This window comes from Devosia sp. LjRoot3 (assembly GCF_964252865.1).
In the GTDB taxonomy this organism is placed as follows: Bacteria; Pseudomonadota; Alphaproteobacteria; order Rhizobiales; family Devosiaceae; genus Devosia.
This window is the reverse complement of record NZ_CAXUPK020000003.1, coordinates 647,471-662,147: the sequence shown is the minus strand read 5'-3', so window position 1 is coordinate 662,147 and position 14,677 is coordinate 647,471. Positions and strand designations below refer to the sequence as shown.

Annotated in this window: 3 protein-coding genes; 1 reads left to right on the top strand and 2 read right to left on the bottom strand. The window is 58.6% G+C overall.

Annotation, left to right across the window (positions count from 1 at the left end):
- Positions 1-28: 28 nt before the first annotated feature.
- Complete coding sequence (locus ACSQ2A_RS14175) at positions 29-583, bottom strand: diguanylate cyclase domain-containing protein (RefSeq protein WP_436072752.1); 555 nt, start codon at positions 581-583, stop codon at positions 29-31.
- 223 nt (positions 584-806) lie between these two features.
- Between ACSQ2A_RS14175 and ACSQ2A_RS14170 the strand changes: the two genes are divergently transcribed.
- Complete coding sequence (locus tag ACSQ2A_RS14170; RefSeq protein WP_436072751.1) at positions 807-1,631, top strand: transglutaminase-like cysteine peptidase; 825 nt, start codon at positions 807-809, stop codon at positions 1,629-1,631.
- Between the two features lie 66 nt (positions 1,632-1,697).
- Here the strand turns inward: ACSQ2A_RS14170 and ACSQ2A_RS14165 are convergent, their stop codons facing one another.
- Entirely contained in the window at positions 1,698-14,618 is a 12,921-nt protein-coding gene (locus ACSQ2A_RS14165; protein WP_436072750.1) for a DUF5801 repeats-in-toxin domain-containing protein, read from the bottom strand.
- Positions 14,619-14,677 lie beyond the last annotated feature (59 nt).

Here is a 14,677-nt window from a genome sequence, read left to right as displayed (position 1 = left end):
CCGGACGAGCCTAGCCTGGCTCACACGTCTACTGGACGAGTGCCGGTTGCTCGAGGCGCTTGGCGCGATCAAGGTTGGCCGCGGCGGTGTCGAAGACGGCCTGTCCGTCGGCCACTTCAAAAACCGTGCCACCGATGGTGATATCGAGCTTGGAGATGCCGTCGGCCGTCATGAAGATGGTGTTGTCAACCGAATCCAGGATGCGGTCGCTGGTCATCTGACCAACCGCTTGCGGGGCGCCGCGCAGCAGCACCGCAAAGCGGTAGCCGTCGACATGGGCGAGCAGGTCATCGGCGCGAATGGCCTGCCGGATGGCCTGTGCCAGCCAGGGCAGAATTTCCAGCGCCTTCTCCTCTTCGGTCGCGCCAACGCGGATCGAGCGCTCGCTGAGGTCGATCAGCAGCAGAACGCCAGGCTCCTGCGCCTGCTCTGCCTTCAGCATGACCTGGAACCGGTCCCAATAAAGTGCCCCGGTCAGAGGGTCGATATCGTCTGGGCCAACAGCGATAGCCGCCCGCGGCCTTTCGGCCCGACGTTCTACCTCGGTCTTTCCACCAAACCAGCCGAACCAAGACTTCGCCATATGCGTGTGCCCCTGAGAATGACGGCTACTAGCAATAGTCCCGACTCCTCAATCCTCGTTGAGAGAAAAGGATGCAATTTTATCGATCAAGTCCAGACTTTTTTGCTGTTGCGCTTCGATCTATAAAATTTTAGCGAAATAGAATACTTCAAATATACTATGCCGGTTTGTACAATTTTATTTTGATCCTCGTAGCCTTCTGACAATCAATCAGGAGGCGAAATTGCTTCTGAACTTTACATTTGCTGCTCTGCTCTCTGTAAGTGCCGCTGCTGCACCGACTGGCTCGCCAGTTACTGCTCCTATGCCGGTCTATAGTCAGTCGATGCAGGCCGACACACTTCTGGTGGCTGCCGTGCCGCCTCCAACAACACCGTTGCCGGCGCTACCGAAAAGCACGCCCGCCAAGCTTGGCGTCTTCGAATCGGTCGCCATTTCAGCCGCGCGCCTCCCGGCGGCCGGCAAATGGCAGGCCGCGCGAAAGACCGACTATTCGCAGATGTTCGGCGCTGATTGTGTCCAGAGTGGCCTTGCCGGCTGCGACAGCCGCTTTGCCAACAAGATCCGCGGCATTGCCGATCAGGTTGCTGGTCTCTCCGACAGGGAAATGCTCAACCTCGTCAATCGCACCGTCAACGGCGCCATGACCTACAAGTCGGACGACGCGGTCTGGGGCACCAGCGACTATTGGGCAACGCCCGCCGAAATGGCCCGCAAGGGCGCCGGCGATTGCGAAGATTTCGCCATCGCCAAATACTGGGCGCTGCGCAATCTCGGCATGCCGGACGACAAGCTGCAGCTGGTCCTCCTGCAGGACACGCGCCGCCAACTATTCCACGCCGTCCTGATCGCCCACACCGGCTCAGGCGCCTACGTGCTCGACAATGTCAGCAACCGCCTCCTCGTCGACACGGATATCGCTCAATACCAGCCCATCATGAGTTTTACGGGCGAGCGCAGCTATATTCATGGCTTCGCGAGCAATAGCCGGGCAGTGGCAGACATGCCGACGGATTTGTCGTCCGTGGCGCCGGGCTTAGAACTGTGAGACGTGCTTAGAAAATGAAAAAGGCCCGCTCGAGAGCGGGCCTTTTCTTTTCGAGTGGGCTCCAGATCAGAGGTCTATGATGAACTCGTCACCGTCCACAAGGATCTTGATCGGGCTGGCATGATCAAAGTTTTCGATCGTTGCTACCGTCTCTCCGCCGATCGAGATCACCGTATTGGCTCCGGCATCGGCAACATTGACATGCGTTGCCACATTGTCCTGGGTGACCGTGATGCCGTCCAGCAGTTCAGTCAGGTCAATGACATCCCCTTGATCGACGACGTAGTCCTTGATGGTGTCGGCATGATCGTCGCCGCTATTGGAAAAGTAGAAGACGTCGCCGCCTTCTCCGCCAAAGAGGATATCATTGCCGTCGCCACCGATGAGGAAGTCATTCCCGCCGTTGCCGATGAGGATATCATTGCCGTCGCCGCCAATGAGGATCTCGCCAGCGATGGTGCCTGTGATGGTCGAGCCGGTCTGGCTTTCTACAGTGACGCTGGCCGTGTCGGTGCTACTGCCATCGTTCGCGATATAGTCGAAGGAGCCACCGACGACAGGCGCCGCCGTGACTTCGACGTTGTCAAAATCGACGTCCGCAAACTCATTGCTGCTGGTTTTGGCCGTCATCAGCCCTCCAAGCGCAAGTGTATGCGAACCGGCTTCAAGCCGTATGGTGGTCGTGAACGTCAGCCAAGCGGTCTCCTGGTCAACATCGGTAGAATCGACGCCATCCAGTTGATGAATAACACCGCCGTGGCCCAGCGAAGTGCCATTAATGCGTGCTAGGACGTGGACATCTTCACCGTCGTCAGTTTGGCCATCTAGTGACGCTTTGTACCGGAAGGTAATAGTCACAAGGGCGGCCGCAGCAAGCGAGAATGTTCGCGTGAACGCGCCATTCATGTCTTCCCGATCGGCATTATTGTCGCCACCAAGGTCAATATGGAGCGCGCCGGCATTTGTATCCCCGTTGGCAGACCTGTTCCCGCTGGCGTCGCTACCCGTGCCGTCAAAGTAGTTGTCGACATAGGTGAAACCGCCAAGGTCCGACGTGCCGCCAGTGAAATCGGCGTCGATCTTGGTGGTGGCCGATGATGTGACTTTGAGCTCCGCATAATCGATCAGCAGCGGTTCATTGTCGTCCTCATTCACCAGGGCGATCGTAACCTGGTTGGTCACGTCGTCGAGGTAGTCGGCAATGTTGGCCGTGATGGTACCCCTCCAAGTGCCGTCGGTTCCCGAGAACCGATCCACATCCAGCGATTCCCAGGCTCCGGTACGATAATTCCAGATGCCGAGATGTCCGTCCTGACCAGACGTGGGCGAGCCTGCCTGGCGCCCCTCGACGCTGATCTCGAGTTGCGTAATCGAGTCGAAGGCTTCGGCAACATCAAACTGAGCCCAGAATACTGCGTGATCGCCGTCGCTGCCGGGATCAAGAGTAGTCCAGTGCGTGTTGTCGGAAGCGGAAATGGCCGAATATTCGGAGTTGGAAGCTTCGTTATTGTTGGCTTGGTCCGGTCCATTTTGAATACCAGACAAAATGTTTGCGTTCGGGAAAGTGCCCGATGGGAAGTTACCGGCGGACGGATCGATCTCGAAGTCACGAGCGAAGTGATTGTTCGTCGACGTCGTGACACCGGCGAAATTGTAGACGGAGACTGTCGATGCTGGCGCATCAACGGGATCAAACACTACATTTTCGCCCGCAACAACGGCCGTTCCGCCAACCGGATTCGACGTTCCGGTGACCGAAAGATCGTCATCATCCGGGTTGAGGTCATTGTAGAGCAATGCCGACCGGGGCACATCGATCGCTGAGAAATCAGTGATGTTGGTCAGTATCTTGTCGTCAACGGCCGTGAATGGATCATTGGTAGGCGTCACATGGATCGTCGTGGTGGCGGTGTTGGAATTCACCAGGCCATCATTGACGGTGACATTGATGATACGGTCGGTGGCCGAGGGAGCATGCGAGGAGGTGGAATAGGTCACCGCCTGAATGGCCGACTGGTAGTCGGCTCTACTGGCCGACCCATTCAGGGTCACGGTGATCTGACCTGGCACCGAAGTATCGACACTGGCGGTTATGCCGCTCGGCAGGGTTCCAACGCTCAGAACGTCTCCGCTATGAGCATTGGTCAGCACGATCGTCGCCGACTCCATGTTGAGGTCGTCGCTGTCGGTGATCTTGGGTGCGGCCAAACCGGTGGCTGCCACGGCGACTGCGCCGCCGCCTTCAGTGAAGCTCGTGGTGAAATCGGTGGACGGCGGGGCCGAGAAAACTACCTTGACGTTGTCGACATAGACAAATTCGTCCCCGTCCAGGTTATTCAACACTTCGAACCTGATGGTCGTGTTCGCGGTCGCGTATGCGGAGATATCGTGGCTGAAAGAATTGCTGTTTGTGCTGCCCGTGATCGTTGCGAGCTTAACAAACGTACCTTCGAGCCCAGATGAAGACACCCAAACGTAGGCCTCTTCGCCGTTGCCGAGGTCGACCTCCCTTACATCATATGTGAACGTGGCGGAGGTCGCACCCTGAAGGTTCAGCGTGCGAGAAATGTAATCCGAGCCGCTACCCGAGTCGCTGTCATCCCCTAACCTCAACTCGCCGCCGGTGATCCGGATGGTGCCGCCGGTAGCGACGTTGCCGTTAGTCGAGTCGTTGGTCTCAATCCAAGAACTGCTCCAGACTGGCGAGCCGCCGTTACTGTTGCTGTGCGACCCCGAACCAAATTCATCCAGATATTGAGCGGCAATTCCGCCATTCAGCGCCAGTACCGGCGGAGCACTGTCATTGTCCACGATGGTGGCAACGGCGCTGTCCGACGTATTGGTCGTGTTGCCGGAGGTCACCGTGGCGGTGAGCGTGAAGGTCTGGCTACCCTCGACGCTCGTGTCGTCAATGGTCGGCACGCGGACGAACACGTGGTTCGGGTTGGTGCCTGCCGGTACAGTGATCGAGCTGCCGGAGACATTGGCCCAAGTCTGGCCGTTGTCATACGACACCTGGTAGCTCTGGCCATAGTCGCCCGTTCCGGCCGTGCCATTGGCAAGGGACAGGTCGATGGTTACCGCTTCACCGAAGCCATGCGAGAAGGCGAGCTTGAAGGTGGCCAGCGATCCTTCGGTGGTTTGGATATCCTCGATGGCCAGCTTCGGAGCCACGACGATCTTAAGATTGGCCGAAGCAGTGTCGCCATCACCGTCCGAGATCGTATAGCCGAAGTTCTCGATATTGTTGCTGCCAGTCACCCCTGTAGGCGAACGATAGCCCCAATCGCCAGCGTCGTTGCCAAAGCTGTCGGCCGCAAAGTGGAAAGTGAGAACACCACCCAAAGCAGTTGGTACCTTGATCCAAGTGCCGTGGTTTTCAAAGCCGCTCGGCGTGGTGCCTGATGCAGAAATGCCACCGGATGGCGTGTAGGTGTAGGTTACCCCACCAATGGTGATCGTTTTGACGAAGCCACCATCCGCGTCGGCACCAAAGCTGTCGTTGGTTAGCACATTGCCGGTGGCGGAAACCGCATTTCCAAGCAGACCTTGGAACGTGTCCGGCAGATCGCTGACATTGCTCGTGTTGACAAGTTTCACATTCGTCGTGTCGTTCGGCCAGGCAATTGGATTCAGCTGGTTAGCAGGGGCTGTACCAATTCCCACCGCAAAGACTTGATCTATTCCGCTTAGACCGATGTGGGTTTCCCACTCGTCGATCGAGACATTGCTGTTTGAGCCGTCGGTAGTGATACCACCGCCTGAAGTGGGCGCCCCGTCGGAGAAGAAGTAAACGAAGCTCTTGTCCGCTGGGTTGGCCGGGCCGCTTCCATAGTTTTCAATAGCGCTCTGCAGGGCAGCATCGTAATTGGTGCTGCTCTGTGATCCCCAATTGCTGTTATCCTTGATGAAGAGCAATGCGTCTGCTCGCGTCATCCACTCTGTAGAAACCGCGCTGCCGGCGAAACGAACGATCTGCACATTCTGGATCTGATCGTTGGAACTAAGCAACTGCTCCATGGAATAGCGTGCTAGACCCATGCGATCGTTACTATAACCACCGGGGACATTGGCGATCGCGCCACCATCGCTGGGGAACATGCTCCGGGATCGATCCACAATGAACTGGATATCCACGGTCTCAAGTTTGCCGGCCTCGACTGTCGCGAGATTGCCAGTGGCGACCGGGATGTCATCACCGATGGTCAGGTCAAGCGTGCCCTGGACCGTGCCGGTGTCGCTGTCGGTTACCTCGAACTTGATGTCGTTGAGGACAAGGGCTGTTTCGCCGCTGCCCGAGTGCTTTACCCCTGCCGACAGGGTGGCCTGGTAGGTAAAGGTTACCTCCGAATCATTGGTCTGCGAACCCGTCACTTCGAGGCGCAGAACCTCTTGATTATTGGCGGTGCCGACCAGATCGCCATCGGAATTGATGGTGAAGGTGACGGGAGTGCCATCGCTGGTCTGGAGGCTGAGCCCGTCGGTAAGGAACTTGAAGTGAGCGGCCGGATTGGCCGGCAGATCGCCGCCGAAGTCCACGGTGACGGTGCCGGTGTGGGCCGTGAGGACCGCTTCTTCGCCTATGCGGTCATTATCAACGTTATGGCCCGACAGGGTGTCCTCGTCGAGCACGAGGTTAGTGGCCTCGACCGTGATCTCCGGATCTTCATTGGTGTCGATATTGGAAATGGTGACGGTAGCGGTGCTCGGGCTGCCGTCCTTATCCGTGATCGTATACTGGAAGCTGTCCGTGCCGTGATGCCCCAGGGTGGGAACATACTTGAAAACGCCATTGCCAAGATATGTCACCGCGCCGTGACTAGGCTGGGTGGTGGCGACAACCTTATTGCCGCCAACCGACCAGTCGACGCCATCGAGGCCATCGAGGTCGTTGCTCTTGACGTTGATGTCGACGCCAGCGTCGGAGACGACCGTGCCGGAGCCGACCTCATCATCGTTGGCAACCGGGACGTTAACGTCCTTGACGTCGAAGGCGAAGCTGGCCGTCGAACTATCGCCATCGCGGTCGGTAACAGTGTAAGTGCCGTCGACGTCGATGGAAGCGCCGAGTGTCGGGTTCTTGGCCCGGAACTCATAGTCGCCATTCGCCCTGACACGGATCGAGCCCGCACCAAGATCGATCCAGTTCGACCAGCCAGTCTGAGCGTCGAAGGCACCGACAGCCTGGTCTTTGATATGGGTGAGAGTGGCGCCGTCTGCACCCTCGTCGAAGTCGAACCTACCTTCGGCGAGAGTCACGCCTTCGTTGACGTCCTGTGCGCCTTCATTCTTAGCGGTCGGCACGTCATCCAGAATGGTAACGTTAAAGCTGCTGGGGATAGAATCTCCATCGGCGTCGGTAACCTCGAACGAGATGCCGCTTAGCGTCAGGAGGTTTTCCGTGTTGTCTCCAGTGATCCCATTAAGCGAAGCGTGCTGCAACGGCGCCAGGATTTGGGCCGAGTACGCGAAGATGGCATTCGTTGGTGCGACCGGTGTGGCGCTTTCCAAGTGGATCACGACGACCGAGGCCAAGCCTGCCTTGCCGGTCAGCGTTCGCCCATCCGGGGAAACGGTGAAAGCGATGGGCGTACCGTCCAGAGCCACTAGCTGGTCGTTTAGTGCGGTCGGGTTGACGAATTTGAATGCGGTGACGAGGGAACCTGCGACTGGCCGATCGCCGCCGAAGTTGACGGTGACGCTTCCAAAAGACGTCAGCGCCTCGTTACCATCCGTCTCGAGAGAAGGCAGTGGCGTGTCAACGTTTGCAGAAATGAATCCATCTTCATCCAGCGCAGGATTCGTTGGTGCAACCGAGATGGTGGGTTCACTGTCCTTCAGGAGCTCAATAGTGACCGTCGCAGTCGAAGGGTCGCTGTCGCCGTCAGTGACCGTGTACTGGAATGTTACCGTCCCTTCTTCGCTGACGCCCGGCGTGTAGGTGAAGCCGCCATTGCTGCTGAGAACAAGGGTGCCTGCCCCGGTCGAAGAGTTGGCAATCAGCGTGACAACGGGGGCGCTATCGGCGCCGACGACGTCAGCGCCGTTGCCATTGTTCGCAAGGACATTGCCGGTGACAGCGGCATTTTCAGCACTCTGGGTGAAGGCGTCGGCCGCCGCCTGCGGAGCATCGTCGACGATTTCGATGGTGATGCTGGTATTGGCGGTTGCCTCGCCATCGCTAACGGTGATCGAGAATACGTCGGTTTCCAGCGCATTCTGAAGGTCGGTCGTGGCCGATGTCAGGGTGTAGACATAGCTGATCACCCCATTGGTGATGCCGGTGATCTTCAGCGTGCCGTGGTCGCCCAGAATCTCCTTGTTGAGGAGGTTGGCAAGTGACTGCGTCTCGTGGCCCGCTCCCCCGCCGTTGATGGTGACGCTGACGATGTCAGAGAGACCATCGGCATCCGCAATGGTGATGGTGCCGCTGGCGGTTTTGGCCGCGTTGTTCGGATTGCTGCCGGTGCCTAGCGCTGCTTCCAGTACCTCGTTGTCCACGCTCTGGACCGTGACCGCCGGTGCGCTGTTGGTCTTGAGGGTGACGGTGAACGTGTCCGACTGGGCGTCCTTGTCGCCGTCTTTGGCGGTGACGGTAAACTCGAGGCTGCCCACATTGCTGCCGGCCTTGACCCCGCTCAGGCTCGAGATACGGAAGCTCGAATCCGAGTTATGGGCGTCGTCGTCGGCGGTGAGGACCAGCTTGTAAAAGCCCACACCGGGATTGATGGTGCGGGAGGTATCTTCGTCGAAGTCCGAAGTCGTGCCGGAGGCGACCACGTTGCCGGCCAGGTCATAGGCAACCCAGTCGATCTCCATGTCATCGTCGTCGTCGCCGCTAGAATAGTTGATGCCCAGCTTTACCGAGGTCATCTGCGAGTCGAAAACGATCTCCAGCTTTTCACCCTCGGTCATGCCGCTGCTATTGCCGACGCCAATGCCGCCCGAATGGTAGTCGGAACCATTGATCTTGTCGCCGTTGAGGCCCCTGACGACAAACTCGCCATAGTCCTTATAAGCGACAGCATTGAAGTCGGCATCGAAGCTGACATGCGCGAGCGTGGAGCCTTCACCCGGAATATTGGCATGCTGGGTAAAGCTATAAGTTCCGTCGTTATTCAGCGTGAGTTCATAGACCTTGGTGTTCCCTACATAGCCCGTCAGCGTGCGCCCGCCATTGGTGAGCTCCTCAGCAACGCTGCCCAGGTCTTGATGCTTGGAGATCACGAGGCCCTTGTCGGCATATTGGCCGTCGGCGCCGAAGTCTACATTGAGAGCACCCTTTACGACGTTTCCAAAATTCTGGACTGCCGTATCCTGGATACCACCCACAAAGTCCGGCGTGTCGTCATCGACGCTGACCTTGATCGAGCCGGAGGCCTTGTCGCCGTCATTGTCCTCGATCGTATAGTCGAACTCGAGAGCGATATTGTCTTCCCACTCGGTCTCAGTGCCGTTTTTCTTGTCACCGTCATCGGTCTTGGGATGGTCCAGCGGCGCCTTCATAGTCAGGGTGAAAGTGCCGTCGGCATTGACGGACAGTTCGAATACGGGGCGGATTTGCCCACCACGAGTCATCGTGCCGACAAGCCTGCCGCCCTGACCATCCTGAATCCAGTCCACGTCCACCTTGACGCTGTGTCCAACGCCTGTGTTTTTGTCGACCCAGATGGCCCTGACATTGATGTCGTCGTCGACGGTGATTTTCTTGAGGTGGTCGGTGCCGGCGTCGAAATTGATCTTGCCGGCGAGAACATTGCCGGACGGATCATCGCCGGGCCCACCAACGATGCCATCGTCCTGGCTCTCGTCGTCGAGGCCAAAGCTTTTGGCCTTCACGCTGACATTATCGATCAAGGCGCCGTATTCGTCCTGGGTTCCCGTGCCCCGGAATTCTAGAACGGCATTGTCGTACGGCGCCTGCACCTCAAGCGTAATCTTCGTCCATTCATTGGCTGCATAGGTCCCATTGGCAGGCGGGAAGATTTTCTCGCCACCGAAATAGACCTCGAGTCCAGCCGTGTTGGCGCCGCCATTGGTACGCGGCGCATAGTCAAAGGTCAGCTGGTACCACTGGCCCGCTTCCGTTCCGATGACCTCCTGCTTGATACTGGCATTGGTGCCGGCCGTCGGCGTGACGCCATTGGCCGGCCCGTTTAGTTCCGTGTCGCCATCCAGCTCGACTACGGCGCCGTCAGTCGACGGCACGCCGCCTGCGCCACCCGTCTGAACTTCGAATGGCACCGCTGTGCCCTTGGTCCATCCAGTGATGGCGTTGAAAAGGTTCCAGGTACCGCTAGGCAGACCATGGCCGGCTTCAAAACCACCATTCTGGATCAGTTCTTGTCCGAGCGAGGCGAAGGTTACGCCAATGATCTTCGGACCATCGTCTTCGATCGTGATGATCGAGTCGCAGTCGTCAATGATCTTGACGGATGCCGAGGATTCGTCGGTATCGCCGTCCTTGTCGATAACCGTAGCGGTCAGCTTGATCGACAGGCTTGCGTCGCCGTCCTTGAAATAGAGCGACCTGCCTTCATCGTGCGAAGTGCCGTCGGGATGGGCGATCGGCAGATACTGAGTAACAGTGAACTGCGGATTTTCCGCCGTACCGGTCAGTTCGATCTTGAGAGCGATGTATTCGTCACCGGTAGCGCTCGCGCCGCGAATTTTGCCAATAATGGTGTTTTCATCGATGCGGTAGAGGTAGATCGTGCGCTGGGCATCATTTAGGCCGCCAAGAGCAGCGATACCTTCAACGTCGGTAACCCTCAGCGTTGTCTCTACACCCTGGTCACTGGTCTTGACGATCTTGCCATCGGCATCCCGCAAATCGAAGCTGAACGCCTTTTCGACGCTGTCGATGCCGTCGGCGCCGCCGTCTGCATCAATATCGAAAAGCCCGGCGACCGAACCCTTGCCGGAGACGGCAGTAGAAGCCCCACCGATCGCAACTGCCAGAGCTGGATTGGTGGTCAGCGACCAGTCGGAATTACCCGTGTTATCGTCTGGAATGCCGTTCGGGGTCGTCTCATCGAGAAGGACTGCCTTGAGCTCCGCATGGCCCCAGCCGTCCTTGGCGCGCTCGACCTCAATACATGGGCCGTCGTCCTGGAAGCGGATCGTCTCCGAGATGTCGACCGTCGTGCTGTCGGTATCGCCGTCGCCGTCCTTAACGGTCAGACGCACTTCGATGGCATTGTTGTCGGCCAGATTGAGGCCAGTGGACTCGTCGTGGCTGTCGCCGCCGATTGGATGGGTAATCGACAGATACTGGACCAGCGAAATGTCGCCGTTGCTGCCATCAATGGCGATGGCGAAGGCCGCTACACCATCCGAGCCGCCGATGCGGCCGACGATGATGCCACCCTGAAGATAGAGGAGGATGGCAGCGCCTTCGGACGTGCTGAGGCCGGAATCCTGGCCGTCTCCGCCGGTGAGCACGAGCGAGAAGACGGTGTCATTCGACGTGGCCTTGCCGTCCGCGCCAAAATTGACGGTAGACGAAATCAAGTTGGTTTCCTTGGCAAAGCCAATGGCACCACTTTGAGTGACGTCGAGATCCACGCCCTTGTTGAGAACGGAATCAAAGATGGCAAGGGCACCATGGATATCGTCGGCGTCGTCGCTGTTGACCCCCGGCGTCTCGTCATGGCTGATGCTACGTCCGGTGAGCGAGAGGCTGACGATCTTCGGACCGTCGTCTTCAAAGCCGATGACCTTGCCGATATCAATCGAGGCCGAGTCTTCGTCGCCGTCTTCGTCTGTGACGGTTTGGGTCAGATAGATCTTCTTCGCGTCCAGATATTCGGGCGAGGTGGTTTCGTCATGGTCAGCCTGGGTGCCGCCAACATTGTCATGCTCGACCGCGCGGAACTGGTAGACCGTCACTTCGCCGGTGGTGGCATCGGCGCGGATGACAAAGGCAACATCACCACCCGAACCGCCCACGCGGCCGACGATGTCGTCGCCTTCCTTGAACAGGAGGATGTTGCTGTCCGTCGCGGAATCGCGGACGCCGGATTCAATGCTACCCTTGAGGGACAGCGAATAGGCGGTGCTGCCGCTCTGATCGGCGCCGACACTGGGGGCGGCGCTAAAGAGCGTGCCCGATCCGCCCGCGGTATAAGCGATCAGATTGCCATAGCTGGGGAAAGGGTTCGTGATGTTCTTCTCATCACCGGCATTGTCGCCCGCGGTGTCCTGAGGCGAATCTGCCCGGGTTTCATCAACGATCAGTTTCGCATTAGCCTTGGGCTTCAGCGAAGCTTCGGGGATGTCGTCGATGACCGTGATAAGGAAGCTGTCACCGGCGAGATCGACACTGTCGCCGTCGAAATCGGTGTATTTCAGGAACGCGGCGAGATCGAGCGCCAGAATGTCTTCTTTGTTGTCGTCCTTATGGTCGAGCTGATCCAGAAGCTCGAAGCGCCACTCGCCGCTCTCATAGACCTTGAGCGTGAAGACGTTGTTACCGTTGGCGGTGGCGATCATCAGCGTATAGGTGCCACCCGCGTCCGAGAGCTTTTCGACGCTTGAGATGACAACTTCGAACTCGCCGGATTTGACAATATTGCCATCAGCATCACGGACGACGGTGCCTTCCACGTCCGCACGAGCCGAGAATTTGCCGCCGCCATCAGCGCCACCAACTATCAGGTTCTTGAGCGACATCAGACCATTGTCAGACGAGACTGTGCTGATGACGTCGTAGTGGTGCCCAAAGATATTCAGGTCGATATCAAGGAGCCCGCCGGTGTCTTCATTGCCACCGTTAAGCTGTTCTTCCTCGACAACGCCAATGGCCAGGCCATGCTTGGCGAGTTCCGGAACGTCATCGCGAACCTTGATCAGGAGTTGGTCAACGAGATCGACGTAGTCCCCGTCACCATCATAGGCGCGAACGATGGCGCCAAAGTCCAGCGCGGATGCAGCCCCAGTCTGCAGGTCGAAGTTCGGATCGAAGCCGCCCTCCGGAAGGACGTGGTCGAGCTGGTCGTACAGGCGGAACTCATAGTCGCCCGTCGTCACGTTCACGCGGAATTCGAAGACGATGCGGTTGTCCTGGCCGGCAGTGGCAGTGAAGGTTGTCCAGGTTGAGCCGGGCGTCACTGAATAGGACAGGGCGTCGCCGTGCGATTTCAGTCCATAGGCGGCAAAGGCTGCACGGGCACCATCGTGGATAGCATAACCGCCAGGGCCATCGGCACCGAAATCCACCAGGCCCTCGAGCTTGCCGAAGATGAAGGCGGGCCCAGGCTTGTTGCTCGCCGGTTCGCCGGTATAGGAGCCATCCTCTTCAGCGCCATCATTGGGGCTGGTTCCCCGCGAAAGCTCGGTCCGGATGTCGTCTTCATCGACAATGCGCTCGTTGTCGCGCTCGCGGTCGATCAGGACGGGCATGTCATCATCGACAGTCACCGAGAAGCCGCCGCCGACGGTGTCGCCGTCCGCATCCTTGGCAGTGAACTGGAAATTCAGGACGATGTCGTCTTCAACGTTTTCGTGGCCCGTCTCGCCTTCGCCGCCGCTCTGCGGTAGGTCGTCGCTGGACCCTTCTTCGCTCTCGCCGCCGGTCGATTTATGGTCGAGTGGCCCCATAAGCTCAAATTCGTAGCGGCCTTCGTAAATGCCCACATCGTCGTCCGAGAGCGAAATCCGGAAGATCGGCTGCGACTCACTTTCGCCGACCATGACGCTGGCCGTGATGGTGTTGCCGCTCCAGGTAAAGACCAACTTCTGGTTGCCAGACGTCAGGTGCTTGTAGGTCTCGACAAAGGCGTCGAAATCAGCCTGCGAAAAGTAGACGGAACGTCCGGTTCCATCCTGGGTAAAGCTTCCATTCTCGTTGGTCGTGTCGGCCTGATCACCGTTGTCGGCGCCCCACTTGATTCCGAGGGAACCTGTGACCCTCTTGGCGTTGCCGTCATTGTCGCCGTCGGATCGGGGGGTCTCGCCCACGCCATCATCGAGTCCATCCTCGTCGACGCCCTTGGATTCCGGCTTGCCGATTTCCGGGCTATCGTCTTCGATGCCGATGGAAATCGTGGCTGTCGCCGTGCCCCCGCGCCCATCATTAGCCGTGACGGTCAGGCCGAGATTGAGCACGTCCTCGACATTGTCCAGCGGATGGTCAAGGGGGTTCAGCAACTGCACGATCAGGATGCCGGTCTGGCCGCCGATGGTGATGTCGATAACGGTCGCGCCGCCGACCTTGCCGATCAGGTGGTTGGTGTCGATGCCCTGCCATTCAATGGGCTGACCATTCGACGTCAGGCCCGCGGTAGGGCTGCCGAGCGTGAAGGTGAGCGTGTCGCCGTCCGGGGCGTCGGTGACCTGGAGATCGATGAAATAGAACGTGTTGTTCGTCGTGTCCGCACCGCCGGCCGGCCCGCTATCCTTCAAGCCTGTGCCCAGGCCTTCTTCGGAAATGCGGAAGGCATAGTTGCTGAACGCGAAGCGCGGCGGGGTATTGTTGGGATAAAGCTCTTCCAGCGGATTGGCGCCAAAAGCCAGGGCCGTCGGATCAAGCAGATCACCAAGCGCGAACGCATCGCCAATACCGCCAACCGGTACTTCGAAATTGCCGCCCGAACCACGGGCGCCGGCGCCTGCGCCGGCCGGGCCAGCTGCGGCTTCGATGCCGTTGGCTTCAAACAAGGCGGCTACGGTCAGCGGCGGGATTTCGGTGGCGCCGATGAAGATGGTCAGGCCCTGAATGGCGCCGTTGGGGACGACGATGACACTGCCGTCCGCCTGGACGAATTCGAGGTCGGCGCCGTTTGTGCGGGGCTGGTCGACACTTGCCGTGGACGGCAGGCGGAGGATGACGTCGTCTTCGAGCTCGACCACGATGCGGGTTTCCGCGGTCGTGGGTGCCGGCTGTCCTGTTGTCCCGGTGTTCGCCTGGGCTACCAGAATGGGTTCGGCAGCCTCTCCGCGGGTGCCAAAATCAATGCCTTCTTCGTTCCCGATACGCTCGACCATAATACACCCTCGCGGCGAAATTGCTGCTATTTTGGGGCGACACTACAGCCTTGCTTTTT

Bases quoted from the DNA above. Each gene is read 5' to 3' on its own strand.
- ACSQ2A_RS14165 (WP_436072750.1), bottom strand. From the start codon at position 14,618: ATGGTCGAGCGTATCGGGAACGAAGAAGGCATTGATTTTGGCACCCGC.
- ACSQ2A_RS14175 (WP_436072752.1), bottom strand. From the start codon at position 583: ATGGCGAAGTCTTGGTTCGGCTGGTTTGGTGGAAAGACCGAGGTAGAA.